Genomic DNA, 24,834 nt, shown 5'->3' with positions numbered 1-24,834 from the left:
TTGGGGAGTAAACGAATAAATCCAGAGATAATTTTTATGCCCGTTTCTGCTGGTAGGTGTCATAACCTACGATTTATACAGCCTGTTTTGTTTTATCTACCAGTTAGCTGATGATAGCTGGACTTTATTCTTTACCATGCAACTGAGCACAGTTGGCCTATGTACACTATAGTTAATATATCGATAGTGTTTTTTGTTGATATAGGATCTATGCAGTCTCAATAATCCAGGGAAGGATTTTATATATGATATTTGCTATTTTAAAACAGGCCTTAATCTATTTAGAGAAAGGCAAACAAGGCAAGCATGTCATATGTCTTGGCTCTTGGGTTGTTCATAGTAAATCATCGAAGTCGCAAATATTTCTTTATCCTTTAAAACTCATTACTGTTGTTACTGTTATATGTTCTTCATTGGTTTTACCTGCTCATGCGCGTGTTTTAAATCAAGAAAATACCGAATCAGGCAACTTCAAAGCTGAATTTCTTTATCAGGCGCTTGCTGCTGAAATTTACAGAGAAATGGGTGATGAAGTCCTTGCAGTTGAGCAATATCAGCACCTGGCCTTAGAGAGTAAAGATCCTGCAATTGCCAGAAGAGTTACTATTCTCGCCGCGGCAACAGGGCAGCTACCCAAAGGATTAAAAGTAGCAGAACGATGGGTTGCATTGACTCCTGATGATCTTGAAGCACGACAATACCTTGCGTTACTCTACCTTAGAAATAATAAAATAAAATTATCGTCTGCCCAGTTTCATACCATTCACGAATTGGTAGAACAAACATCTTTAAAAGATGAAGAGGTATCAACTCGACAAGAAAAAAGCATACCAAAAGAAAGCATATCAAAAGAAATCGATAAAACAGACTTGCCAACGAATACCCAAACTATCAGCGAGATGAAAGTCAGTCAGGGGTTGACCTTTATTGGATCTGTTTTAGCAGCAGAGACCCATAGAGATAAGGCCTATCGTGTCTTTGTTGATTACATCAAACAACATGAAAGTAGGAATTATTATCGGCAGCAAAAACTAATTGCCGCCAATCTAGCCCTAAAGGCTAAAAATTATAAGGCCGTAATATTTGAATTAGAAAACCTTGAAAGACTTGATTCTCAAAATCTGGTTGATGCCATGGCAATGAAGGCGAAAGCCTTACATAAGCTCAATAGAAATTCAGATGCTATCAATGTGCTAATGGCGATTAAAGATAATCCTATGGTAAGTGATAGCAGTCGGCTTGAGTTGGTTCGCTTGTTTGTTTTGCAAAAACAAAAAAAACAAGCATTACCCATTCTTGAAAAACTCATTATCAGACATTCAAAGAACAATGATTTATTGAAATCGTTGATAGCCTTGCAAATTGATCAATCTCAACTTAAAAAAGCAGAAGCCAACATAGATAAATTACGTGCTACAAAAAGTTATGAGTTCGATGCAGACTATTTCGCTGGTGAGGTTTTTCAGGCAAAAGGGAACTTAAAAAAAGCATTAACGTTTTATGAAAAAGTAAATGGTGGAGCGTTCTTAAGAAATGCGCATCAGAAATCGATATCACTTTCGAGTGCATTGAAAGGTGATAAGGGTATTGAGAGTTACTTTGAGAAAAAACAAATATCTTCAACTGATCCGGTCGACAAGGCATATTGGGCAAAACTTTATGCAGATCATCTCTTTAGTCTAAAAAAATACCCTCGGGCACTTGTGCTTTATAATCAGGCAATCAATTTATCGCCCTTGAATGCACAATATTATTATAGGCGTGGTCTGTTGCATGAACGCATGAGGCAATTGCGTTCTGCGGAGAATGACTTCAATCAGGTATTGTCGATTAGCAAGAACGATGCAGATGCGTTAAATGCGCTGGGATATATGTTATCGGTTAATACCCAGCGCCTTGATGAGGCAAAAAACTATATTAAAAAAGCACATCAAATTAAACCGCATGATCCCGTTATCATGGATAGTTTGGGTTTTGTGCATTTTAAAAATGGGGATTTTGCGAAAGCTGAAAAGTACCTGAGGAAAGCATTTAAACTGATTAAGGACCCCGAAGTTGCGAGTCATTTAATCAGTGTTCTGGCAGAAAATGATAAGCAGGAAGAAGCTTTGAGTATTTATGAAGAAATGACTAAAAAATTCCCTCATAACAAAGTTTTACACGAAGCAAAACAATATTTACAAAATTGATATATACCAATGCAGGCCTAAATTGATACTATTCAAGTATGTTACATCGTTTTTGTAACGGCTTGATCTTTCAAAGGATAATATAATGTCAATAAGGTTAGTGTCTTGGTTAAAGCCACGCGCACTGTTAATCAGCAGTGTTATTTTACTTGGTGGTTGTACGCAATATGGAACACAGCCACCCCAGGTTAAATCAGTAGTAAATCCTACGGTTAAACAATCTTCATGGGAACAACGCCAAGCTTATCTGGCTCGCAGACAAAACTGGAGTCTGGGTAGCAAAATCTCATTACGCTATGGTGACGAAAATTATATTTTCGGTCTAAGTTGGGCGCAACAAAACGCCAGCCAATATACCATGCAAATCACACACCCGTTAACAGGAGCACTGGTCGCAAAATTAAGCCGCCAAAGTGGGGGGGTGACATTACTCGCCGATAATGGCAGAACGTATCGCGATACAGATGAAGAGCGCCTATTACAGAATCAATCGGGTGTAAGAATTCCAGTCAAGGGTATGCAGTATTGGGTAAGAGGAATGACATCTCCCGAATACAAGGTAGATCAATTGATTCTGGATAACCTAGGTCGCCCAGAAACGCTTTATCAGGCCGGTTGGAAGGTAAGTTATTCGAATTATACAAATAACAGTACACAGGCGATGCCACGAAGAGTGGTTCTTACGCGCAGTAAAGATAAGCTGTATATAAAGCTTATTGCAAAAACATGGCAGGGTGTTTAAAGCGTTTCAATGGTTGCAAAGTTAACGTTACCCGCTCCGGCAAAGCTTAATTTATTTCTCCATATCACGGCACAACGTGAAGATGGTTATCATTTGTTGCAGACAGTATTTCAACTACTGGATTATTCTGATGAAATTACATTGGAAATTCGTCAGGATGGAAAAATAATTCGCAACGAATCAAACAAAAATTTTAATGCTTTAGATCAGATTCCTTTAGAGTCAGATTTATGTGTAAGAGCAGCAAAATTACTTCAATCACATACCAATTCAAAATTTGGGGTTGAGATTACACTTGATAAAAAATTGCCAATTGGAGGTGGTATCGGAGGAGGAAGTTCTGATGCAGCCACCGTATTACTTGGTTTGAATGAGCTTTGGGGTTGTCAGTTGACCATTCAGGAGCTTGCAGAATTAGGGCTGAAATTAGGTGCGGATGTCCCTGTTTTTATCCACGGTCATTCTGCCTGGGGAGAAGGAATTGGTGAACAATTAACGCCAATAAATTTGCCAGAATCATGGTTTTTAGTGATTCAACCGGATATCTCTGTATCAACGGCAGAAATTTTTGCAGATCAGGGATTGACACGAGATTGTGATGCCCTCACAATAGCGCGCTTTCTGAATGACGACGTTTTCACCAAACAGTCAAATGTTTTTGAAATAGTTGTTAAAAAGAAGTACCCAAAAATAGCAAATGCGCTAGAATGGCTAACTTCTTTTTCAGAAGCACGATTAACTGGAACTGGTAGTTGTATCTTTGCAAAGTTTAAAAGCGAAGATGAAGTAAATCAGGTACTTGATGCTTTAGCAAAGTCGCCGAATAATTGGCAGGGCTTTGTAGCTAAAGGGGTTAATCAATCGCCATTGCATAATGCAATAGCGGCGTTACAGAAAACGTAACGAAAGCAGTAAATGTAAGTAAATATTGGGGCGTCGCCAAGTGGTAAGGCTCTGGGTTTTGATCTCAGCATGCGTAGGTTCGAGTCCTACCGCCCCAGCCATATTTTATTGATACATTGTCATATTTCATTTCCTTCAGAAATATGACAATGTGTTAATTCCTTCATAACTTCAAAAGAGATCGTTCATGTCAGAATCAGACAGGATAATGATTTTTTCCGGTAATGCGAATCTTGATCTTGCTCGAGAAGTCTCAGAACTATTAGATATCAAACTAGGTAACTCAACAGTCGGTCAGTTTAGCGACGGTGAAGCCCATGTTGAAATTCTAGAAAATGTTCGTGGTCGAGACGTATTCGTACTTCAGCCAACATGTGCACCTACCAACGATAACCTAATGGAACTACTGATCATGGTAGATGCATTGTATCGTGCTTCGGCAGGTCGTATAACGGCAGTGATACCATACTTCGGTTATGCCCGACAAGATCGTCGTGTGCGTTCAAGACGTGTTCCTATCTCAGCTAAATTAGTGGCAGATATGCTGTCTACCAGTCGTGTAGATCGTGTCTTAACCGTTGATTTGCACTCAGATCAAATTCAGGGCTTCTTCGATCTTCCCGTTGATAATATCTATGCTTCTGCTGTGTTACTTCGAGATATCGTAGAGAAAAACTATGATGATCTTGTTGTTGTATCACCTGATGTGGGTGGTGTAGTTAGAGCAAGAGCAATGACAAAAAGCCTCGGTGGCGATGTCGGATTGGCTATTATCGACAAACGTCGTCCAGAGCCTAATGTGTCTGCTGTGATGCATATCATTGGTGATGTGAAAGATAAAACCTGTGTATTGATTGACGATTTGGTCGATACCGGTGGTACCTTGTGTCATGCCGCAGAAGCCTTAAAAGAGCATGGTGCAAAAGCAGTTATCGCTTATGCAACCCATCCTGTTTTCTCTGGCCCTGCTATTGATAACTTCAATAACTCTCAATTGGATGAAATTGTGATAACAAATTCAATTCCATTGAGTGAAAAAGGTCAAAACTGTGCTAAAATCCGCCAGCTTTCTGTAGCGGACATCATTGCAGATACTATCTCACGCATTCATTACGATGAATCAGTGAGTGATTTGTTCGCGCATGTAGTTGACGATTAGTCATAAAAATTCGTCAAACTAGCGTTATTGTAAAGTAACGCTGGTTTGACAAAATGTTGCAAAACTTGGTCGCGAGTTTTGCTTTTTTGTTTATGGATTGCTTACTCATTTTTATTTCTTGTTTAAGAATAAAAGTAACAATCCACAATTTGGAGTAGAAAAAAATGGCAACTAAATATGAGTTGGCCGCGGAAATGCGTGAAGACTTAGGTAAAGGTGCGAGCCGCCGCCTACGTCGTGTAAACAAAATTCCAGCGGTACTATACGGTGCAGGGCGTCCTGCATGGTCTTTAACGTTAAACGAAAACCAATTAATGCGTAACCTTCAAGAAGAAAGTTTCTACGCAGCGATTATCGAATTAACGCTAGAAGGAAAAAAGCAAAAAGTGTTCTTACGTGATTTACAACGTCACCCAGCAAAACCATTTGTATTACATGTTGATTTACAGCGTGTAAGAGACGACGTTGAGATGACTGTTGTTCTTCCATTACATTTCGTTAACGAAGAAGACGCTCATGGCGTTAAAATGGAAGGTGGTGTACTTACACGTAACCTTTCTGATATCGAAGTTGTATGTTTACCAGGTGATTTACCTGAGTACATCGAAGTTGATCTTGCTGAGCTTAAATTAGGTGAGTCTTTACACTTATCAGATATCAAGTTCCCTGAAGGCGTATCTTCTACAGAACTATCTCACGGCGAAGATCATGACCATCTTGTGGTTAGTATCCATGCACCAAGAGCTGTTGAAGAAGTGTCGGATGAAGCTCCAGAAGCTCCTGAGACTGAAGTTGATGGTGAAGCAGAAGGTGGAGATGACGCTTAATTAATTTAAGCTAATTTCAATATGCCTGATCAAGCAATCACATTGATTATAGGTCTGGGAAATCCAGGCGAGAAGTATTCTAAAACCCGGCATAATGCCGGGTTTTGGTTTATTGATGGATTAGCAAATGAGTATGGCGCAAGCTTCAAAACAGAAACAAAGTTTTCTGGAGAAGTAGCTAAAGCCACCATTCATGGCAATCAGGTTTGGTTGTTAAAACCGTCTACATTTATGAATCGTAGTGGTTTATCCGCGCATCAAATATCTTCTTTCTATAAGATCAATGTAAAACAAGTGTTAGTCGCCTACGATGAGCTGGATTTACCAGTAGGCACTGTGCGTCTTAAATATTCAGGCGGTCACGGTGGTCATAATGGCTTAAGAGATTTACACGCGCAAATTGGCAAAGACTATGCACGTTTGCGTTTTGGGATTGGTCATCCCGGTGATAGTAAGAAAGTAGCAGATTATGTGCTTTCCAGACCCAGTCAAAATGATGAAATTGCAATACAAAATGCTATCGACCGTGCTTTAAAAGTAATCGATCTGATCATTCAAGGTGATGATCAAAAAGCCATGAATGTACTGCATACAGATTAAGTCATACAAACTAAAATCATTAAACACTAAAATACACCCCCCCCCCCACTTATGCACACTTTTTAAGTGGATCTTTTGAGGATTTAACATGGGTTTTAAATGTGGCATCGTTGGACTTCCCAATGTTGGTAAATCAACGCTATTTAATGCATTAACGAAAGCAGGAATCGCTGCTGAAAACTATCCTTTCTGTACCATCGAGCCAAACGTAGGAATCGTACCAGTACCCGATCCACGTCTGGATGCACTCGCTGAAATAGTACAACCTGAAAGAGTATTACCTACCACCATGGAGTTTGTGGATATCGCAGGCTTGGTAGAAGGTGCAGCATCGGGTGAAGGTTTAGGTAATAAGTTTTTATCTCATATCCGCGAAACCGATGCAATCGCGCAGGTTGTTCGTTGTTTCGACAACGATGATGTCGTGCATGTAGATGGCAAAATAGATCCGGTCTCAGATATCGAAACCATAAATACCGAATTGGCATTAGCAGATTTGGATGTGATCGAAAAAGCCATTCATCGTGCTACCAAGAATGCGAAATCTGGCAATAAAGATGCAAAAGCACAGCTAGCTGTATTCGAGCGAATTCACGAGCGTCTGGCAGAAGGCCATTCAGCACGATCTGCAGACCTAAGTGCAGAAGAAAAATTACTCGTCAAAGAATACCAGTTGATCACCATCAAACCGATTCTGTTTGTGGCGAACGTAGCAGAAGATGGTTTTGAAAATAACCCTTACCTTGATTCAGTTAAAGAAATCGCAGCTAAAGAAAATGCTGAAGTAGTTGCTGTAAGTGCCGAAATGGAAGCAGAAATGTCTTCATTGGATGATGAAGAATTAGCCATGTTTCTCGATGATCTCGGTTTGAAAGAGCCAGGACTCAATCGTGTGATCAATGCCGGTTACCAATTACTACATCTACAAACCTTCTTTACAGCAGGCGTAAAAGAAGTACGCGCCTGGACAGTAAAACAAGGAGCAACAGCACCAAACGGAGCAGGTCGAATTCATACAGATTTCGAACGTGGTTTCATCCGTGCAGAAGTAGTTGGCTACGATGACTACATCGAATGTAAAGGTGAAGCCGGCGCGAAAGATGCAGGTAAATGGCGTTTAGAGGGTAAAGACTACATTATGCAAGAAGGGGACGTAGTACATTTTCGATTCAACGTCTGATTATTTAGCCCGATTGCACTCTGCTTTTCCCAGACGCAGCGTTGAAAGTGCTCACTTATACTTATAAGCTGCGCTGCTTTCGCCTTGCCTCTGGAAAAATCAAAGCACAATCGGGGTAAATAATAATTAGTAATAGCATAAAGTTAATCACTTACACTTGTAAGCTCATAATTTCCGCCTTGCTCCTGTGCAAGCTAGAAACTAATTTGAAGAATAAATCCATCCTTTTAGGGATTTTAAAAAATGCTCATCTTATTCAATTAAGCTGAGCATTTTTGCTTTGATCGTATGTGATTAACGTAATATCTAAATAACAAATTTACCCTCATAAGATACGCAAAACAAAGTGACTAGCCAAACGCATTGAGACAATGTCGGAGTGAAGCGACGATGGCCCGAAGGGTGTGTTTTTCATTTAAAATGAATAAAAAAAACACATAAAAGTAGGGGGGTGTGTTTAAATATCCATTCCTGATCTAAATAATTGAAAAATCATGTTAAATAACGAAAACCAAAAAGCTATTGATGCTTTGAAAGATGTCGCGATGGCTGGCATTAAAGAGCAGCGCAGTTCCCGTCGCTGGTCTATCTTCTTCAAATTTGCGACTTTGATTTTATTGTTCTTGTTGATAATGGCGGTTGTAGGTTCTGCCATGTCTAAAAGCACACGTATGAGCGCCGCTCCGTCTTACACCGCAGTGGTTGATGTTCAGGGTGTGATTTTGCAAGGTGCTGAAGCGAGTGCGGATAATATTATCCCTGCGTTGCAGGATGCGTTTGCAGACAAAAAAGTGAAAGGCATTATTCTGCGTTGTAATAGTCCTGGCGGAAGTCCTGTTCAATCAAGTTATGTTTATAACGAAATCAAACGCTTACGTGGTATTTATAAAGATAAAAAGGTCATCGCGGTAGCGGCTGATTTATGTGCTTCTGGCGGGTATTTTATCATCTCGGCAGCGGATGAAATTTACGCGAACCCTTCTAGTTTAGTTGGTTCTATTGGCGTGCGTATGCAAAGCTTCGGTGTAGTAGAAGCGATGAAAAAGATCGGTGTTGAAAATCGTGAACTAACGGCTGGTGAGAATAAAGCCATTCTTGATCCATTCTCGCCACGCAAACCGGAAGATGAAGCCTTCGTTAAAGACTTATTAGCAACAACCCATAAGCACTTTATCGATGCGGTTAAAGCAGGTCGTGGTGATAGATTGAAAAATGACCCTGATATATTCAGCGGTTTATTCTGGACCGGTGAAGACGCTAAAGCACTGGGGTTGATCGATGATTTTGGAAGTCCTGCTTCGGTTGCACGAGATGTGATTGGTGCAGAAACCATGGTTAATTTCAGTCCTGAAAAAGATATTTTCGAACGCCTGAGTAAACGTATCGGTGCATCGGTAACGAAACTGTTGCTGGAATCGAATAATTCTCCTGCACCTGTTTTATATAAATAAAACCCGCTGTAAGTAGGGGGGTGTACTTATGAATTATTTACATCTTTTAGATTATGCCGGTGTTGCTGTATTCGCAGCAACGGGAGCATTGGCGGCATCACGTTTGCGCCTGGACATTGTTGGCTTTATCTTTTTTGCCGCAATCACAGGCGTGGGTGGTGGCACCTTGCGTGATCTACTGCTCGGTAAACTCCCCGTTTTCTGGATTAAGCAACCGCTGTTTATTGGCATTTGTGTCATCATCGCTGTACTTGTTTTCTTTACCGCGCACTTGGTTGAATCTCGTTATCGTCTTCTCCTGTGGTTAGATGCTATTGGAATGGCAGCGTATTGTGTGATGGGTGCAATGATTGGGCTTGAATATGGCATATCGCCTTACGCAGCGATTGTAACGGGAATTTCTACGGCCACATTCGGTGGTATTTTCCGAGATGTCATATCGGGTGAAAAGTCAGTACTACTCAGTGATGAAATTTATATCAGTGCAGCCTTATTGGGCGCGACCAGTTTTGTGTTTTTATTCTCAATGGGTGTGCCACAAATAGTTGCTGTTTTTGTTGGCGTGCTATTAGCATTTGGTTTGAGGGCTGCAGCATTGCTATTTGGCTGGACAACCCCACGTTATAAACCACGTCAAGGTAGAAAGATTAAGTAACTGAAAACACTAAAACTCTCTTTTGGTGTCAATGTCCAAAAACAGACCAACCAGTGCGTTGCGTTAACATTTCCAGAGCGAGGGTTCCCAAATAGCTATTGCCGACTTTATCTAATCGAGGTGACCAAACCGCAATAGACGCTTTGCCTGGCACAACCGCCATGATTCCACCGCCAACGCCACTTTTTCCGGGTAGTCCGACGCGGAATGCAAACTCGCCTGATCCATCATAATGACCACACATCATCATCAGTGAATTAATTCGTCGTGCGCGTTTTTCAGAGACCACATTCACGCCGCAACTTTTATCTAAACCATCCGATACCAGAAAAAGTGCCGCTTTTGCCAGTTGCTCACAAGTCATGGTGATCGAGCAATGGTTGAAATAGGCCCACAACACATCATCTACCGCGTTCTCAAAAAGACCAAAAGAAGCCATGAAATGCGCTAAAGACGCATTTCTATCTCCCGTTTTTAATTCCGATTCTGCGACTTTTTTATCAATCTGGATACTGTCGTCATGCGCAATCTCGCGAATAAATTGCAGAATTTCTTCCATTAACTCATCGGGGGTACGACCTTCCATAATGGTATCGGCGATTGTGATGGCGCCAGCATTGATAAAGGGATTACGCGGTTTGCCGCATTCCATCTCTAATTGAACAATAGAGTTAAACGGGTCGCCTGATGGTTCGCGGCCTACGCGTTTCCAGATGTCGTCGCCAAATTTTCTCAGTGCAATGGTGGTGGTGAACACTTTTGAAATACTCTGGATAGAGAATAGCGTTTGCGCATCACCTGCATGAAAAATCTGTCCGTCTGCCAGAGCAACCGCAATGCCAAACTGATCGGGATCTACCTCGGCAAGTTGCGGTATGTAACAAGCGACTTCGCCCTCGGCAGGTAAAGCCGTCACGGCTAACGTGATTTCATCAAGAATTGTTTGTAAATCTTCCACTGTAAAGGTCATACCAGGCTATAAGTAATCGCTAATGATAACGTGATTTAGTCGTGTGACTAAGGATTTTAAGCGTCATAAAACGGATTGGGAGAAGATAGGGGTAAATAGCGAGTAGAACAAAAATTTAGAAGAATGTTAACCCGTCTTAATAAATTCTAAATAACTCGCTTTGAGTTCAGGCATCACCTCAATAGTTGATTGATAACCCAGCTTTACCAGCTCCACATCTCTGGTGAAATCTTCAAACTGGTATTCAGAAGTATCGGGCAGGATTAAAAAGTCGCTGTCATTTTCATAATGATTCTCTAAGCCATTCTGTCCGACTTCCAGTGCGCGAAACAGGGTTCCGATTAAGCCCACTTTTTTCATTTTAGCTTTACTGGTGGTGCTATCGTTTTTACCGAAAGACTTTTGCAGTTTTGCGCCAATACTTACAGAAACGATGTAATCAACGTTGTTATTGCGTAACACCGAGCTGGGGACATTGTTCAAAATGCCTCCATCAATCAAGGCTTCACCATCACGTAAAATGGGGCGTCCCAGTAGCGGGTGGTTGATGCTTTCGCTAACGCTATCTGCCACATTGCCACTACTTCTCACAACCTCATTGCCGCTAATCAAGTCAGTGGTGATGATATGCGTGGGTAATATCAATTGTTCAAACTGGGTGTTCTTGCCGAAGACTTTATGAAAACGTTTTTCGATTAATCCAGATCGAAACATCGCCAGTAAATACCATTTGTTTCCCTGCGGAATATATTTCACCCATTTCGGTGGTTTAATGCCGATATCGAAAAGTTGCAACATGTACTCACTATCAAAACCAGCGGCATAGAAAGCTGCGACAATCGCACCACCACTGGTGCCTGAAATTCTGTCGAAATAGATTTCATGTTCTTCTAAGGCGGCTAATACACCAATGTGTGCCAACGCTCTCGCCCCACCACCGCCGAGTGCAATACCCAGTTGAATATCATTGGCTAAATGGAATAAGCGGCTTAAATCGCGTTTAACTAATGTTTGTTTCTGGTTATCGTCATCTTCATCGCCACTGCCATTATCAATATCCGAGTTAACGTAATGAAGGCGCAATGCATCATACGGCGTATTTTCCGAGGTATTTTTCGAAGTACTGATGACAGGGGCGAGCGTTGTCGATTTCTCCTGCACCCACACCCATTGGGTTTTAAGTAGAATACTGCTCCGATAATCCAGTAGTTGCATCGCACTTGCCAGGGTATTTTCAGAACCTCTTGATTGTTCGATGAAACACCAGATACGATCACATTGTGATAACAATGGAATGAAATCTGTTGCTTGATGGCCAATATCAATAAACACATGATCGACAGCCTCTGAGGCTTTAATCACATATTGTTGAGTTCTCTCAATAGCCCCTTTTTCGATTGATGCCGCTGGTACACCAATGCCTTCCCAATAATTCTGCCGATCACTAAACACTGCGATCTTTTTATCTTTGTCCGCGAAGAACTCAATGACCTGTACCGCAAAATTAGCAGTGATGCCACAGCTATACACCAGACCAATAATGTGCAATTTGTTGCGAACACTATCTCCCTTAAGTTCACCCTGCAGCCAACTACCAATGGTACGACTCAGGTTAATCGAAAAAGCAGGGATCTCATTGAGCAGGGCTAAAAAATCATCTTTGGCGACTTCCAGAATAACGGCATCACTCAGCGCAATCGCAGATGCGGTTCTAACACCACCAGATAACAGCGCTAACTCACCGAAATGGTCGCCTTCTTTGAGTATATTCAGGTTTTTTTCAACGCCATTCGCTTTCGTAACACGCATATTGATGCGTCCAGAACGAATAATAAACAGGCTTTCGCCAATCTCATCCTGCTTGCAGATATATTCACCGGTTTCGAATATTCGTTCTTCGGCTTTATCGATAACGCTCTGAATCTGAGCCTCAGTAAAGTCCTGAAATAATCGCCACTGTTGAAAGGTGTCGTTGATGATAGCCTCTTTTGAAATATAGTTGATGGTGTAAATAATTAGATCACTACTATAAATATAGCTGATAGAAAAAAAAGTGCCTACTCTACGTAAACCCTTTTTGTATTGACCCGAAGGAAAGTTATAACTACAAAAATATCATTCAAAGTAGGGGGGTGCCTTAAAAACTATAAATATATTCCCCGAATCAATTACACTCAGTGCTTTATAGCAATACACTCAATAAACACTGAACTCCATCCCTTATGAAATTACTCCCCACTACCCAGGTAATGCGTCTCTCCTTATTAGCCTTTGTCGCAACGCTATTTTTGGCATTATTCAGCATGGGTTTTTTAGGCTTGCTGTTGTATTACATGGTGTCACCCGTTTTGAATCTGTCATTTCCGGATATAGACTCATTACACGGAGACTGGATATGGCCAGCAATCATCGTGGCAGGTATGGTTTGGGCGTTCGGTTTTCTCATTGCAGGAAAACTCTATCTATTCATCAAAGCGCGTTTCAAATTAACAGGCTCTAAATCATTGCTAATAACGACATACACGATCGTTTTGGTAATCTGGGCTTTAGTGATATGGACAGCGATATTTATCGGAAGACCAACTTAACCTATCTTTTTTCATAGCTTGTCAATATGCAAATCGTAATAGCAATAGCAATCCTAGTATTTGACTAATGCTTGAGTAGTCAATTATAATTCAAGTATTGATCGTCTTGAAGGAGATTACAAAATGACAAACGCAACAGATTTTATTTTATTAAATACACTCCTAAACACAAAGTTACAAAAGGGTGTAGAAGGGCAGTTAAGTTTACATGGCATTAGCTTTACCGAGTTTATGATCATGCATCAATTGATGCAGGCACCCAATCATACATTGCGCAGAATTGAACTAGCCGACCAGATTTCTATTACAGCATCCGGTGTCACCCGAGTACTGGCGCCAATGGAAAAGATTAAACTGGTCGAAAAGCAAGCTAATCCAAGAGATGCCAGAGTGAGCCTGGTAAAACTAACCGAAGCAGGCGAACGTATATACACAGAAGCGTTGGTAAGTTTTGAGCACTCAGCAGAAAGCTTGATGAGTAACGTGAGTGCAGGGCAGCTGGATGAAATGTTAAAGCTAAGTGGCAAGTTGTTGTAAAAGTATTGTAGAAAAAGCAGTGTAAAAAAAGTCCATCGTAGATGCCGCAAGGTAACTACGATGGACAAGCATTGATTCACCACTCGGCATGGCAATAACACTTTTATTTTTTTGACGTTTGAAAATTAGATTGACCCTGATTTATATCACCATAATCAAAAAACTTTTGATTCTTCTTTTGAAACGCCCATGTTGCATCTAACCAAAGTCTTGAAGAATTATCACCTTTTTGAACGGCCTTATTTGCAACCTTATTTAAGCCATCAGGCATTGCATCACGTAATTTCTCCAATATGCCTTGTGGCCATTTAAGATGAACAACACCTGCTGCCTCTAATTGTTCAATAGCTTCACCTTGCATGCTAAGAAGTCTCGCTTGAGTATCAACTATACTTGCTTGAGCAACCGTTTTAATGAGATCTTGTTGTATTTTGGTGAAGCCGTCCCAGAAGTCTCTATTAAATACTAGTTCTACTAATAGGATGGGCTGGTGCCATGATCCTGCGTATTTGTACGGTGCAACGATGCTACTTAAATCTGCGTCAGCATTCTTCTTATCCAGCTGCTTACTCGCAAGTTTCAAAAACTGAATGTCTTCTGTTGGCATGTTCAATTCAAATGCATCAATATTGCCACTGCCAAACATTTGATGAGGAATCACACCTGGAGCAAAGCCACCAAACGTCAAAACAGTAGGTATGTTTTTCACTGGGTTAGAAGGGTTTTTAATAGGATCACAGGTTGCTTTAGGGTCTACGCAGCGGGTCTCTTTACCAATATAAGCAGTTGTAACCCCAACTCTAGAGCAGGCTTCTTTTATGACTTGAGCAGCAGAGTCAGGCCAGCGAACAATTAATGGCATGTTACAAAATTCTGCCATAGCATCTTCATTACTTAAACTTGGATTGTTATCAGGGTCTGGTAATTGCTTAGGAAAAAAGCCAGATCCTTGTGCGCTTGTTAGTGCAACAGGAATGGTTACAAGTTTACTATCGAAAGCATCGTCGTAAATTTTTTGCTGCAAATCAAGACCACCACCATAATATATATAAGCAGCATATTCATCTGTAGACATACCAAAGGGAACTCCTCCAGATAGCATCTCACCAAAGGCGAGGCCTGACTCAGCAGGAATTGAAAGTGCTGCGTTGATACCACCTTGCTTGTCCCCTAGAGCAACTGCTTTATAGAGATTTCCATGTTTTTTTCTATCAACTAGTTTAGGAAGAATATTCTTTTCATCATATTTATTCACTTTGCCAGAGTTATGCATAACAAAATTGATTCCAAGAGGGCTCAATGTATCATTAGCTTTTAAAACGAAGGCGTGACCAGGCCCACCAATTGGGTGCGCCCCTCCAAAAGCTGAATCTATGAATTGCAAGGGTGAGTATCTTGATTGAACGTTGATTTCTAATACATCCGCAGCCCAGCTTTTAAATGGTGCAAATGCAATTATTGTGGCTATAAGTAATATTTTTTTTAAACGTAACATTGAATTCTCCTCAAATTAATGTCGATAAGACAGCAAGCGGCAGCTTGTAGTCTGCACTTCATATTCTTTCGATAGACAAAGATCCATCGACGTCTTAATACGTTCTTAGATTGTTGTTGTTATTATCACTTCGAACTCAATTAGGCTCTCTAGTGGCTATTGACCCAAACAACTAGGTGCCAGATATTGCAGACTTTCTGTTACTTGCCTGGAAAGTCCGAATTCATAAAAACCTTACCTCCGTGTATGTTTATAAGTATGCCGTACTATCAAATTTCAGGACTAGGAGCCATCGCCAGAGTTGAGTTAAGCGGGTCTGTAACTTTTTTTGAATCTGTTAATCAGGAACTACTTTAACGTATGTGAAACACTAGTATGAGCGGGTACATAGTAGTTACACACATATTCAATGTTAATGGTCTTTCAAATAACTCATGTAGCTTTTGATGCTCCTCTGGTAATTCGGGAGAGTTGGACTTTAAGACGTGAAGTTAAAAAATTTCCCATCTGCTAAAAATGTTTTTTCTAGAAAATATTTGCTTGCAGCGGGGTGCTTTCCTAAATACTGAATGCTTAAAGTTGCCGTTTTATCTCCAGATTTTGTTATTTACAAAAAACCTTAATTGGGAATTAAGCTAAGGAAAAATCACTATAACTATAATTGAATGATCATTCAAGAAATAATTGAGTGATCGCTCAAATTATAGTCGAATCGTCGTTAAAAAAAGATTAAGGGTGAAAGTTGGGGATAGGCTCAGCAAAAGCCAACAATGTCCGTCAGGTTTGCCTTAGAAAAAGCTAGCGTAAGATAAAGACCGATAAGAGAAAACTCAAGCAGAGCAAGGCGGAAGCTTGATCAGTGCTTTGCCATTTTTGTTAAACGATGCTTTATATGGTTTTTTATTTTTTAAATTAACGGCAACTAAGCCGTTTGATATTTCTGATCCAGATACACGAATATTTCCTAGCTCACTTTGCGCTAAAGTATCATCAACATCGATACTGAAGCTGGCCGACTTGTTAGGCCCAATGCTCTCGATACTTAGCGACAGCGTCTTGTCGCCATCCTTCACTGTAGTGGAAGAAATCAGTGTTAGTTTACCTTTGACGACTTCAAAAGGCTGGAAAACTTCAACCCCGGCACCCGTTGCACTCGTATCAAAAATCAATCGTCCAGCGCTGTTGGATAAATCTACATTCAGTACAAAATCCTTTAAAACGCACTCGCTAGTATTCTTAATTTCAAATCTATCTTTAGGTGCACTTTCTACAAAGGTCACTTCTAAGTCTGCATAGGCAAGCTGTCCGCCAAATAACAGCACGTGAAGAATAATAAATAACACTTTTTTGATCATGGTAACTGTCCGTAGTTAAGAGTGAATCACTGTAACGAGCTGATAGTAATAAGGTATATCTTGAAAATCAGAATAGCATCAACGCTGATTCTTATAAAAATGACCTTAAAGTGGGGGGGTGACTTTACTTCAATGCCCTGAATGAACTAGCAAACGACAACGAATTAAAAGCAGTCATTTAGCCAATCACTATTGTTTTGAGTTTTTGATTAAGTGGTTGATTGAGTGGTTGACTAAGAATCCGCAAATCATTTTTTGAGAAGAGATACCAGCGTGCACAACATAGAGGCAAATGCCAAGAAGCTAGTCACCATTCTTGCGTGATTCCACAGAACCCACGGACCAACGTAGGAAGCCCAATTAGAACTATTTGCCAACTCATCATTAAGAGGCAGATGTTTGGTAAAAGTAATAACCAAAGTAGAAATGGCAAACACAAGCGCAAATGATACCCAAAGCAAAAGCCTCTTATTTCTTGCCCCAAATATCAAAATTAACGAAAACAGAATTGATAGGGGAGTACCAAAAAATATGACACCAAACCAGCCATTGCGAATATTGGCATTGATAGAAATCATCGCCGTAGCTGCATTGCTATCACCAATAAGATCAAGGCTTTGCATGATGGTGAAAGACCAGGTATAGAAAAACCCCGCAAGCAGCCCAGCCAATAGGGTCGCTAAAAATAACAGTGGGAATTGGAGATTAGATTTCATTGTTTATATTTCCTTTCCTTTCGTTTCGTTTTCTTTCCTCGTCATCATAATGTTCCATGACTAGTCACCTTTTTAATACCTGACGGCGTGTTAATGTGGGCAACTAGATATGGCGTACTATTTTTTGGCAACGCCTTAATCTCCACAAGATCCAGAGCACTAATAGACGTTAGGGCATCTTTCAACCATGACGGATACGGATGGTAAATTTCCAGCTTGTGAAGTTTACAGCCTAAATCAGCCATATTTGTCGATGGGTGTACATCTGTTTGCCATTCGATGGCATAAGGTAGCATTCCACCAGCTAACAGCCTGCCATCTTCCGGGAGACCAAAATACCAGCTTAAACTCCCTCGGCTAATTAACTCAGCGTTCCCAACTGTAAAGGTTGCCTGTTTTGTTAGTTCTTCGATGTTCTTTGTATTGACCACCCAGGTTAATAACGCTGGCTCAATTTCATTTTGGCGGCGTACAAAAGGATCATCCAACCCATACCACCTAGGGTTATTAGGTGCTTCGTCATCTTCGTTTATGGCAATGACTTCAAGAAACGTATTGTTGCCGAGTTGCATCAAGTGGTTATGTGTTCCCATTTTTTCATGAGCACCACCATAGGGGATATCAACACCCAATAAATCTCTTACGTAATCAACGCCCTGTTTTAGATTAGCGGCTCCTATAACAAGGTGATCCATTTGAATATTCATATTTCCTCATTATTGTGAAAGTAAAAAACACGTTTATTTTCGTTTATCTGTCACCCTGAAAGCTGGTATCCGAAATGGATACCAGTGAGGGTATTTAATCTGCCATTTCTAGCTCTGGGTATTTCTCCACTAACTGCTCGCGGGTGATGCGAGGATTGGTACTGGCTGCCGCAGGATACATATAACTGAACCCTTCGTTCTGCCATTTGGCGATCTCGATCACAGCCGCAGGAACTACCGTGGCGAATTCGTAGAAATCTTCTGGCCCGTAACCGCGTGAACGTGCCGCGTTGCGACAGATTCTGATCTTCACGCCCAAGCTGTTTAGCTCCTTCAGGGCATCGTACATCTCCGGATAGATAGCGCGGTTCTTGCGTGCCATGGTGTGTAGTTCATTGCCATGGGCAACGATCACGATCTGCGATTTGTCGAAATCGCTGAATTCCTTAAGCGCCTTGATATGATTTAACACATAACCAAAACTCTGACGCGGTTTCGGTTCGGCAAAATTGAAGTCATATAACGCTTTTTGTGGTGCGTAAGGCGTTGGATCAAATTTTGATGGGGTATCCGGTCCGGCATGAACCAGAACCGGTGACAGTAGTCCTACCAATAAGATGGCAATCAATTTAGACATAAGTATTCTCCGTGGTGTATCACAGTAGGTTAAAGGGTTTATGGAATATTCTTTTGAGAGTATTCCTATCAGAGCTTAGTCTAGTTTTAGAATAAATACGGTTGTTTGAGCTGAGCTGAGCAGTCTAAAACATCACTACAATGAAAAACACCCAGCCCTGCATAAGTTCTATTTACGTTTTCAAATAACAAGCCGAGCGACAGTGAGACAAAAGCATTGTTGTTTAATGCTTACCCGTAGGGAAAGTGCGGCCACATAAATATCATTCATAAGTAGGGTTGGTGGTGTCTTTGTTTTATAAATAAGTCATACTTTATTATTTAAGATTATTTAATAGCCTTTTAAAAGACTATTAACTTATTTATTGTTTACAAGAGGCTTAAATAAGACCATTAAACTGTTAGCCTTTGAAGTTAATCACTTTAGATATTATAATAGCCCAATAAAAGGCTCTAAAATTATTTAAAGCTATTAATAGTTTAATATAAGGTTGTTATGGATTTTTATTCTCTTTCAGATAAAGCGATAGAAAAAGAGCTGGGTGATCGTCTCAAAGCATTGCGTCTGCGCAAAAACAAGACCCAGCAAGAACTCGCCGATGCGACAACATTATCGCTGAATTCCATTAAGGCGCTTGAGTCTGGTCGCAGTAAGCTTTCAACATTGATCGCAGTATTAAGAGAGCTTGACGCGCTCGATCAGCTCGATAATTTCATTCCTGAAATAACCATCAGCCCCATGCAGTTAGCCAAAAATAAAGGCATTGTTCGACAACGGGCATCGGGTGAACGTCTTAATAAAAAGCCTAAGCAAGATAAAAAGTCCAAGCAAGACAAAGAGAGTGAGCCAGAATGGTAAAAAAAATTGATACAGCCTTTGTGACACTCTGGGGTGACGTTGTAGGCGCAGTCGCATGGCTGGATGATCGTGAGTATGCAGTTTTCGAATACGATAAAGACTTCCTCAAAAAAGGGCTGGATATTGCACCGATCACGATGAGTTTGAATGATGCCAGAAGAGGCGATGGCAAGTTTGCATTCTCCGCGCTCAATAAAGAAACCTACCTGGGGCTGCCCGGCATGCTGGCTGATGTGTTACCCGATAAATTTGGTAACAGTATTATCGATGCATGGTTGGCCCGTAATGGTCGCGACAGTGCCAGTTTTAGCCCCGTGGAAAGGCTTTGCTATAGCGGTAAACGCGGTATGGGTGCGTTAGAGTTTTCGCCGACGGTGATTGAAAAATACGATGATTCAGTCGCGGTAGAGATAGCTGAACTGGTTAAGCTGGCACGAGATGTCATGCAGGAACGCAAAGCGCTGGATGTGCAATTTAGCAAGGCCAGTGATAAAGAGAACGAAGACGCGATTCTCGATATTCTTCGCGTCGGTACATCAGCGGGTGGCGCCAGGCCAAAAGCCGTTATTGCGATGAACGACAAGGGCAATGTCATCTCCGGTCAAACCGATGTGCCCAAAGGCTACGACTATTGGCTACTAAAATTTGATGGCGTGACTGATCTTGAATTGGGTGAACCCAAAGATTATGGCCGCATCGAATACGCCTATTACCTTATGGCAAAGGAAGCGGGTATAGAAATGATGCCCTGTAAATTACTCGAAGAAAATGGCCGCGCGCATTTCATGACCAAACGTTTTGATCGTGAGAATCAAAGTGGGCAGCAAGTTAAGCAACACATGCAAACCCTCTGCGGCATCGCACATTATGATTTCAATAGCGCAGGCGCAACCAGTTACGAGCAGGCATTCGAAGTCATGCGCAAACTACGCCTAAGCAAGGCCGAGGCAACACAACAATATCGTCGCATGTTATTCAATATCATTTCACGCAATCAGGACGACCACACCAAAAACATATCGTTTCTTATGAACCAACAAGGCGAATGGCGATTATCACCCGCATACGATGTGACCTATTCACACAATCCCGCAGGTCAATGGACCAATCAACACCAGATGAGCGTCAATGGCAAACGCGATCACTTCACAAGGGAAGAGTTAATTGAAACGGGAAAATCGATCAGTCTTTCCAGGCCCGATGAAATACTCGAAGAAGTGATAAGCGCTGTGGGTAAATGGATGGATTTTGCAAAAGAAGCGGGTGTCTCGAAGAAGATAAGTTTGGAGATACAGAAACATCAGCGTATGGGTATTTAGTAACTGCTTATTTCGCTTAATTATAAAAAAGTGCCCCAAAGTAGGGGGGTGTCATTTCTTCTGCTTTAGCAATGGCATCGAGAGCTATTTTTCTTATAGCGCCAAATAAACGAAATGTAGACTAAGCTTAAATTATAAATCAATAAAAATGCATGAATTTATATGAATACGCATCGTAATAACTTAAGCAATAAATTTTTTAAGCTGCAATATTCCGCATCTTGTAAATGTGACGTTTGCGAATGCTTGATTACTTATGCTGATTTTTTACAAATCAAAGAATTAGATTACCTGGTTTGTGGTTCGTTTGAGTGCAAAAGAATCATGAGTCAGAAGTCAAAAATGGTGCCTCTCCATTTTAAAAGCTATCTAATCAATCAGAAAAAACGGCTTCAAACATCTCGCGAACAAGCTGCTCTCAGAGAAGCGTATATTCAAAAGATAAAAAAGCATGAAAAAAAGCAGAATCAAACAGTATTACAAACATTCTTAGACAGTAACCCTCAATATTTAAAAACCAATGTTCAACTCGTTCGAATACCATCGGGTTTGACAAAACTAAGCTCCCCAAGCAATGAAAGAATAACGAAATACAGCGAACATCTAAGCAATATTATTAATGAGGCATTAGACAATATTGACAGTAAAACTTTTATAAATGCTCAAGATGAAGGCTTGGAAAACAGGGTGTTAACGGTAGAGCAGAGATTTTCTAAACATCCAGAATTAAGAACAATAGCGGATGGTTTCTGTGGAATGTGTAAAGGAGGTTGTTGTCCCTCGGGGAAGGATCATGCCTACCTTTCAGCTGCAACTATTAAGCGATTAATGAAAAATAAACCTGAATTAACAACAGCTGAAATTCGCGAACTGTATTTATCTAAAATTAACAATAAAACAGTCAAAGATTCATGTATCAACCAAACAAAACAGGGATGTTCACTTCCCAGATTTATGCGTTCGGATACCTGCAACGGATATTATTGTGACTCAGTAAAGTCTTATCTGGAACACGAAGCAGATCAAGATATAGATTCAGAGAAGCAAATGAGGAAGCCAATAGATAAGCCAATAAGGAAGCAAATAAGGAAGCAAATAGAAAAGCACTCGATTGCTCTTACTGTGCAGTGGTCAAATACAAACTGGAATCGCTTTGATCCCAGTGTAGACAATAAAATAGTAAAAGCGGTAATGATTACTGATAAAGAAATATTACCCATAGCCTGATTTATCGACGTTTGTCAGTTATGCCATTTTCACGTGAGGCTTTGAGAAAAGCGCCCCAAAGTAGGGGGGTGGGTAATCGCCTGATTTATTATTCCTTCATTCCACAGTCGCAAGTTTCGAATCTAGCTGACTGCGCAACTCCTGTTCATTAGTCGGTATATATGTAACTTCCAATGGCTCACCGTTTTGTTTTAAGAACACCGCCTGACCATTAAACATCTTATGACGGTCGGCAAATGCGAAGCCTTGTGGTGTGCCTAAATCTGCCACCACAAAATCAAGTCGCGAATGATAATCGCCTTTTACCTTTTGCAGCCGACTAAGCGCCTCTCCACCGTCAGGTGAATAATTCTCATACGCTAACACCAGCACGGGTTTACCCTTGCCAATAACGGACAGATCAGTGCTCATGGGCTTTACAAAACCAATTGTAAAGAAATAACCCACTCCAATCAGCAAAGCCAGTGATGCAGCGCCTATCGAAATTACTTTAACCATCGTTGTGCAAATCTCCCACGTTAAATACCCTAAACCACATCATAGTGGTAATTTTCAGGCCGAGCTTATTTTGAGTTGTGAAGCGCCACAATATTCCACGATTAGACTAAGGCAATCAGGCTGAAAGAGAGAATGATATTTACATACGATACCAACAATGAAACACAGCGACGATTATCCGAAGGGTTCGGTAAAAAAACGCCCGTAAGTAGGGGGGGTGACTAAAGGATTAAAATCGCTGAGGTGTAGTGTTGTTTAAAATGAATAAGGCGTGATTGGCACAGCTACTTATTTACTAAAATGCGTATATGCGGCAAAAATTAATAGTTGAATAAAAGCAACCGCCCAAAAATAGACACCACCAAATAAAAATTTCATCGTGAAGCCTTCTGCATTTTTATTGCGAATGCTTAAAATGGTCGCTACTACGAGAGAAATAGCTATCCCAATAAACATCATCGTCATCCATGATATTTTCTCTGATGCAGCTGAAGCAGCAAATGCTAACGGACTAATTAACATAAGCGCGCTAGCTGGAAGTACTTTAAGAAAATAGGTATACCAGAGTTTCATTATCGAATTCACTTTACTGTTTAATCCGCCATTAGGGCGAAATTTTCATGATTGCTAAATAAAGTATCATAAAAGCCGATTTATTACGCCGCTAGGGCGAATAAATCTTCGATATACAATGTGTACGCGCTTGGAATGTAATTTACTATTAGAACTGATTTTGATTGATGGCTCTTAAAAAAGTGCCCTAAAGTAGGGGGGTGGGATAAAAACAGATGTTGAAATGTAAAGTGCCAGCCGAACACATCGAAACAACAGCTTTGGTGTTTAAAGCTGACCCGCAGAGGGAGTGTTTTAATAAGCCACTCCCTCCTTGTACATGCTTTTTATAAAGTAGTGCTTTATTTGCGAGGTCAGCTCAATAGTTGCCGTTCAATGATGTGAGACTCGAACGTCTTGCAACGTCGTTGTATCTCTGGGGATATCTCCATCAGCAATCATCGATAAATAGCGTGAGCAACAGACACGCAGAAATGACGTAAAGTTACCCATATCATGTTCTGCATCTAAGGATTCTAAATATAATTTAGTGATTAATTGATTACAGGTCATGTCATCACGAAAGGATATTTCTTCAAGAATTTGCCAAAAAAAGTTTTCCAATCGGATGGAACTTACAACGCCGTCAATCCGTAGCGATTTAGTATGACTCGCCCATAGATTACTATCGGCATTAATGAATAATTGACACATAATGGTCACTCCTCAATCTAGGTAGTTTTTTTTCGATTTCTCGAACTTATTCTTTTTTCTACCTATGATAATAGCGCATTAAATTGTTTTAGCATGGCTGGGTGTGCAGGCCAGGCAGGGCTTGTCACCAAATTGCCATCAGTAACCGCACCATCTATATCAATATTCATGTATTCGCCACCCGCACTTTCTACTTCTGGCTGACAAGCAGGGTATGCTGAACACTTGCGGTTTTCTAACACACCTGCAGCGGTTAACAATTGTGCACCATGACAAATTGCCGCAACGGGTTTATTCGTATTAAAGAAATGTTTGATATGATTTAACACTTCAGGGTTGAGTCTTAAATACTCAGGTGCTCTGCCACCTGGAATGTACAAAGCGTCATAGCTCGTCACATCAATCGCAGCAAAATCAGCGTTTAATGCAAAATTGTGACCTGGTTTTTCAGTGTAGGTTTGATCTCCTTCAAAATCATGGATTGCAGTGGCAATAGTGTCGCCTGCTTTTTTATCAGGGCAAACGGCATCAACTTCATGTCCCATCGCCTGTAGCGCCTGAAAAGGAACCATGTTTTCGTAGTCTTCAACAAAGTCACCGGTAATCATTAATACTTTAGCCATCATTATCTCCTCAAGTTCTTTGGTTTGTGTTTTTTTTATCGTTTCAGTGTTTGTGTACACGAAGCTAAAAAATGCTTCTGCATTTTCTTAAGAGGGAGTAAGCCATAGTAAGGGGTTAAACGGGTAATATGATGTTACTACATACGAAAAAACATCCGTAAATAAAGAATGCCTATTCTCTAAAAGCAGAAGGGGTAACAATAAGTGTCTGCCGTGTAACTCTTTGTTTTTCGCGCTATTATTTACAGTCACATACAATGTGGGATCAGTTTCGAAAAAGTGGCTTAAAGTAGGGGGGTGACAATATTGATGAAAAAGTACCTAACTGATTA

25 protein-coding genes and 1 tRNA gene are annotated in these 24,834 nt (G+C 40.7%); 15 read left to right on the top strand and 11 right to left on the bottom strand.

Annotation, left to right across the window (positions count from 1 at the left end; genetic code table 11):
- The first annotated feature begins 245 nt into the window (after positions 1-245).
- The 10 genes from EV695_RS13825 (at position 246) to EV695_RS13780 (ending at position 9,706) form a co-directional block, all read left to right on the top strand.
- Entirely contained in the window at positions 246-2,189 is a 1,944-nt protein-coding gene (locus EV695_RS13825) for a tetratricopeptide repeat protein (RefSeq protein ID WP_131906570.1), read from the top strand.
- A gap of 85 nt (positions 2,190-2,274) precedes the next feature.
- Positions 2,275-2,931, top strand: coding sequence for a lipoprotein insertase outer membrane protein LolB (gene lolB / locus EV695_RS13820; protein ID WP_131906569.1), 657 nt, complete (start codon positions 2,275-2,277; stop codon positions 2,929-2,931).
- Positions 2,932-2,940: 9 nt separating this feature from the next.
- On the top strand, positions 2,941-3,834 hold the full coding sequence (gene ispE, locus EV695_RS13815; RefSeq protein WP_131906568.1) for a 4-(cytidine 5'-diphospho)-2-C-methyl-D-erythritol kinase: 894 nt from the start codon (positions 2,941-2,943) through the stop codon (positions 3,832-3,834).
- Between the two features lie 26 nt (positions 3,835-3,860).
- Positions 3,861-3,935, top strand: a tRNA-Gln gene (locus EV695_RS13810).
- 86 nt (positions 3,936-4,021) lie between these two features.
- Positions 4,022-4,993, top strand: coding sequence for a ribose-phosphate pyrophosphokinase (locus EV695_RS13805; protein ID WP_243651619.1), 972 nt, complete (start codon positions 4,022-4,024; stop codon positions 4,991-4,993).
- 164 nt (positions 4,994-5,157) lie between these two features.
- Positions 5,158-5,820: a 50S ribosomal protein L25/general stress protein Ctc gene (locus tag EV695_RS13800; RefSeq protein WP_131906567.1), complete on the top strand. Its 663-nt coding sequence runs from the start codon at positions 5,158-5,160 to the stop codon at positions 5,818-5,820.
- Positions 5,821-5,841: 21 nt separating this feature from the next.
- On the top strand, positions 5,842-6,420 hold the full coding sequence (gene pth, locus EV695_RS13795) for an aminoacyl-tRNA hydrolase (RefSeq protein ID WP_131906566.1): 579 nt from the start codon (positions 5,842-5,844) through the stop codon (positions 6,418-6,420).
- 88 nt (positions 6,421-6,508) lie between these two features.
- Positions 6,509-7,600, top strand: coding sequence for a redox-regulated ATPase YchF (gene ychF / locus EV695_RS13790; RefSeq protein WP_131906565.1), 1,092 nt, complete (start codon positions 6,509-6,511; stop codon positions 7,598-7,600).
- Positions 7,601-8,094: 494 nt separating this feature from the next.
- Positions 8,095-9,051: a S49 family peptidase gene (locus EV695_RS13785; RefSeq protein ID WP_131906564.1), complete on the top strand. Its 957-nt coding sequence runs from the start codon at positions 8,095-8,097 to the stop codon at positions 9,049-9,051.
- Between the two features lie 28 nt (positions 9,052-9,079).
- Positions 9,080-9,706: a trimeric intracellular cation channel family protein gene (locus EV695_RS13780; protein WP_131906563.1), complete on the top strand. Its 627-nt coding sequence runs from the start codon at positions 9,080-9,082 to the stop codon at positions 9,704-9,706.
- Positions 9,707-9,734: 28 nt separating this feature from the next.
- Here the strand turns inward: EV695_RS13780 and EV695_RS13775 are convergent, their stop codons facing one another.
- Positions 9,735-10,676, bottom strand: coding sequence for a glutaminase (locus EV695_RS13775; RefSeq protein ID WP_131906562.1), 942 nt, complete (start codon positions 10,674-10,676; stop codon positions 9,735-9,737).
- Positions 10,677-10,802: 126 nt separating this feature from the next.
- A complete protein-coding gene (locus EV695_RS13770) occupies positions 10,803-12,566 on the bottom strand; it encodes a patatin-like phospholipase family protein (RefSeq protein WP_279388061.1) in 1,764 nt (587 codons plus the stop codon).
- Between the two features lie 332 nt (positions 12,567-12,898).
- Here EV695_RS13770 and EV695_RS13765 point away from each other — a divergent pair, with 332 nt between their 5' ends.
- A complete protein-coding gene (locus EV695_RS13765; protein ID WP_131906560.1) occupies positions 12,899-13,264 on the top strand; it encodes a hypothetical protein in 366 nt (121 codons plus the stop codon).
- 123 nt (positions 13,265-13,387) lie between these two features.
- Positions 13,388-13,801 carry a MarR family winged helix-turn-helix transcriptional regulator gene (locus EV695_RS13760; protein WP_131906559.1) on the top strand — a complete coding sequence of 138 codons (414 nt, stop codon included), beginning with the start codon at positions 13,388-13,390 and terminating at the stop codon, positions 13,799-13,801.
- Between the two features lie 103 nt (positions 13,802-13,904).
- On the opposite strand, the gene EV695_RS13755 is transcribed toward EV695_RS13760, so the two are convergent.
- The 5 genes from EV695_RS13755 to EV695_RS13735 form a co-directional block, all read right to left on the bottom strand.
- Positions 13,905-15,296, bottom strand: coding sequence for a type 2 periplasmic-binding domain-containing protein (locus tag EV695_RS13755; protein WP_131906558.1), 1,392 nt, complete (start codon positions 15,294-15,296; stop codon positions 13,905-13,907).
- Between the two features lie 830 nt (positions 15,297-16,126).
- Entirely contained in the window at positions 16,127-16,651 is a 525-nt protein-coding gene (locus EV695_RS13750) for an aggregation factor core (protein ID WP_131906557.1), read from the bottom strand.
- Between the two features lie 248 nt (positions 16,652-16,899).
- On the bottom strand, positions 16,900-17,367 hold the full coding sequence (locus EV695_RS13745; protein ID WP_131906556.1) for an anthrone oxygenase family protein: 468 nt from the start codon (positions 17,365-17,367) through the stop codon (positions 16,900-16,902).
- Between the two features lie 44 nt (positions 17,368-17,411).
- Positions 17,412-18,074 (bottom strand): VOC family protein, encoded by a 663-nt coding sequence (locus EV695_RS13740; protein ID WP_131906555.1) that lies wholly within the window; start codon positions 18,072-18,074, stop codon positions 17,412-17,414.
- Positions 18,075-18,168: 94 nt separating this feature from the next.
- Entirely contained in the window at positions 18,169-18,711 is a 543-nt protein-coding gene (locus EV695_RS13735; RefSeq protein WP_131906554.1) for a DsrE family protein, read from the bottom strand.
- Between the two features lie 495 nt (positions 18,712-19,206).
- On the opposite strand from EV695_RS13735, the gene EV695_RS13730 reads away from it, so the two are divergent.
- The 3 genes from EV695_RS13730 to EV695_RS13720 all read left to right on the top strand — a co-directional run bounded on the left by EV695_RS13730 (position 19,207) and on the right by EV695_RS13720 (position 22,115).
- Entirely contained in the window at positions 19,207-19,569 is a 363-nt protein-coding gene (locus tag EV695_RS13730; RefSeq protein WP_131906553.1) for a helix-turn-helix domain-containing protein, read from the top strand.
- Positions 19,563-20,888 (top strand): type II toxin-antitoxin system HipA family toxin, encoded by a 1,326-nt coding sequence (locus EV695_RS13725; RefSeq protein WP_131906552.1) that lies wholly within the window; start codon positions 19,563-19,565, stop codon positions 20,886-20,888. Before EV695_RS13730 ends, EV695_RS13725 begins: the two co-directional genes overlap by 7 nt.
- Positions 20,889-21,050: 162 nt before the next feature.
- The gene (locus EV695_RS13720) at positions 21,051-22,115 is read left to right on the top strand and encodes a hypothetical protein (protein WP_131906551.1); all 1,065 of its coding nucleotides are present in this window, start codon (positions 21,051-21,053) and stop codon (positions 22,113-22,115) included.
- Between the two features lie 96 nt (positions 22,116-22,211).
- Here the strand turns inward: EV695_RS13720 and EV695_RS13715 are convergent, their stop codons facing one another.
- The 4 genes from EV695_RS13715 to EV695_RS13700 all read right to left on the bottom strand — a co-directional run bounded on the left by EV695_RS13715 (position 22,212) and on the right by EV695_RS13700 (position 24,502).
- On the bottom strand, positions 22,212-22,526 hold the full coding sequence (locus EV695_RS13715; protein WP_131906550.1) for a hypothetical protein: 315 nt from the start codon (positions 22,524-22,526) through the stop codon (positions 22,212-22,214).
- Between the two features lie 375 nt (positions 22,527-22,901).
- Entirely contained in the window at positions 22,902-23,186 is a 285-nt protein-coding gene (locus tag EV695_RS13710; protein WP_131906549.1) for a hypothetical protein, read from the bottom strand.
- A gap of 372 nt (positions 23,187-23,558) precedes the next feature.
- Entirely contained in the window at positions 23,559-23,879 is a 321-nt protein-coding gene (locus EV695_RS13705) for a ribbon-helix-helix domain-containing protein (protein ID WP_131906548.1), read from the bottom strand.
- A gap of 62 nt (positions 23,880-23,941) precedes the next feature.
- Positions 23,942-24,502, bottom strand: coding sequence for a DJ-1/PfpI family protein (locus EV695_RS13700; RefSeq protein ID WP_243651617.1), 561 nt, complete (start codon positions 24,500-24,502; stop codon positions 23,942-23,944).
- Positions 24,503-24,834 lie beyond the last annotated feature (332 nt).

Source organism: Cocleimonas flava, assembly GCF_004339015.1.
Lineage (GTDB): Bacteria > Pseudomonadota > Gammaproteobacteria > Thiotrichales > Thiotrichaceae > Cocleimonas > Cocleimonas flava.
The sequence above is the reverse complement of the archived record's forward strand: the minus strand, read 5'-3'. Positions and strand labels throughout refer to the sequence as shown.

Bases quoted from the DNA above. Each gene is read 5' to 3' on its own strand.
- EV695_RS13785 (WP_131906564.1), top strand. From the start codon at position 8,095: ATGTTAAATAACGAAAACCAAAAAGCTATTGATGCTTTGAAAGATGTC.
- EV695_RS13730 (WP_131906553.1), top strand. From the start codon at position 19,207: ATGGATTTTTATTCTCTTTCAGATAAAGCGATAGAAAAAGAGCTGGGT.
- EV695_RS13735 (WP_131906554.1), bottom strand. From the start codon at position 18,711: ATGTCTAAATTGATTGCCATCTTATTGGTAGGACTACTGTCACCGGTT.
- EV695_RS13780 (WP_131906563.1), top strand. From the start codon at position 9,080: ATGAATTATTTACATCTTTTAGATTATGCCGGTGTTGCTGTATTCGCA.
- EV695_RS13705 (WP_131906548.1), bottom strand. From the start codon at position 23,879: ATGTGTCAATTATTCATTAATGCCGATAGTAATCTATGGGCGAGTCAT.
- EV695_RS13725 (WP_131906552.1), top strand. From the start codon at position 19,563: ATGGTAAAAAAAATTGATACAGCCTTTGTGACACTCTGGGGTGACGTT.
- pth (WP_131906566.1), top strand. From the start codon at position 5,842: ATGCCTGATCAAGCAATCACATTGATTATAGGTCTGGGAAATCCAGGC.
- EV695_RS13750 (WP_131906557.1), bottom strand. From the start codon at position 16,651: ATGATCAAAAAAGTGTTATTTATTATTCTTCACGTGCTGTTATTTGGC.
- EV695_RS13760 (WP_131906559.1), top strand. From the start codon at position 13,388: ATGACAAACGCAACAGATTTTATTTTATTAAATACACTCCTAAACACA.
- ispE (WP_131906568.1), top strand. From the start codon at position 2,941: ATGGTTGCAAAGTTAACGTTACCCGCTCCGGCAAAGCTTAATTTATTT.
- EV695_RS13765 (WP_131906560.1), top strand. From the start codon at position 12,899: ATGAAATTACTCCCCACTACCCAGGTAATGCGTCTCTCCTTATTAGCC.
- EV695_RS13805 (WP_243651619.1), top strand. From the start codon at position 4,022: ATGTCAGAATCAGACAGGATAATGATTTTTTCCGGTAATGCGAATCTT.
- EV695_RS13775 (WP_131906562.1), bottom strand. From the start codon at position 10,676: ATGACCTTTACAGTGGAAGATTTACAAACAATTCTTGATGAAATCACG.
- ychF (WP_131906565.1), top strand. From the start codon at position 6,509: ATGGGTTTTAAATGTGGCATCGTTGGACTTCCCAATGTTGGTAAATCA.
- EV695_RS13710 (WP_131906549.1), bottom strand. From the start codon at position 23,186: ATGAAACTCTGGTATACCTATTTTCTTAAAGTACTTCCAGCTAGCGCG.
- EV695_RS13715 (WP_131906550.1), bottom strand. From the start codon at position 22,526: ATGAGCACTGATCTGTCCGTTATTGGCAAGGGTAAACCCGTGCTGGTG.
- EV695_RS13800 (WP_131906567.1), top strand. From the start codon at position 5,158: ATGGCAACTAAATATGAGTTGGCCGCGGAAATGCGTGAAGACTTAGGT.
- EV695_RS13720 (WP_131906551.1), top strand. From the start codon at position 21,051: ATGAATACGCATCGTAATAACTTAAGCAATAAATTTTTTAAGCTGCAA.
- EV695_RS13755 (WP_131906558.1), bottom strand. From the start codon at position 15,296: ATGTTACGTTTAAAAAAAATATTACTTATAGCCACAATAATTGCATTT.
- EV695_RS13825 (WP_131906570.1), top strand. From the start codon at position 246: ATGATATTTGCTATTTTAAAACAGGCCTTAATCTATTTAGAGAAAGGC.
- EV695_RS13745 (WP_131906556.1), bottom strand. From the start codon at position 17,367: ATGAAATCTAATCTCCAATTCCCACTGTTATTTTTAGCGACCCTATTG.
- EV695_RS13700 (WP_243651617.1), bottom strand. From the start codon at position 24,502: ATGGCTAAAGTATTAATGATTACCGGTGACTTTGTTGAAGACTACGAA.
- EV695_RS13740 (WP_131906555.1), bottom strand. From the start codon at position 18,074: ATGAATATTCAAATGGATCACCTTGTTATAGGAGCCGCTAATCTAAAA.
- lolB (WP_131906569.1), top strand. From the start codon at position 2,275: ATGTCAATAAGGTTAGTGTCTTGGTTAAAGCCACGCGCACTGTTAATC.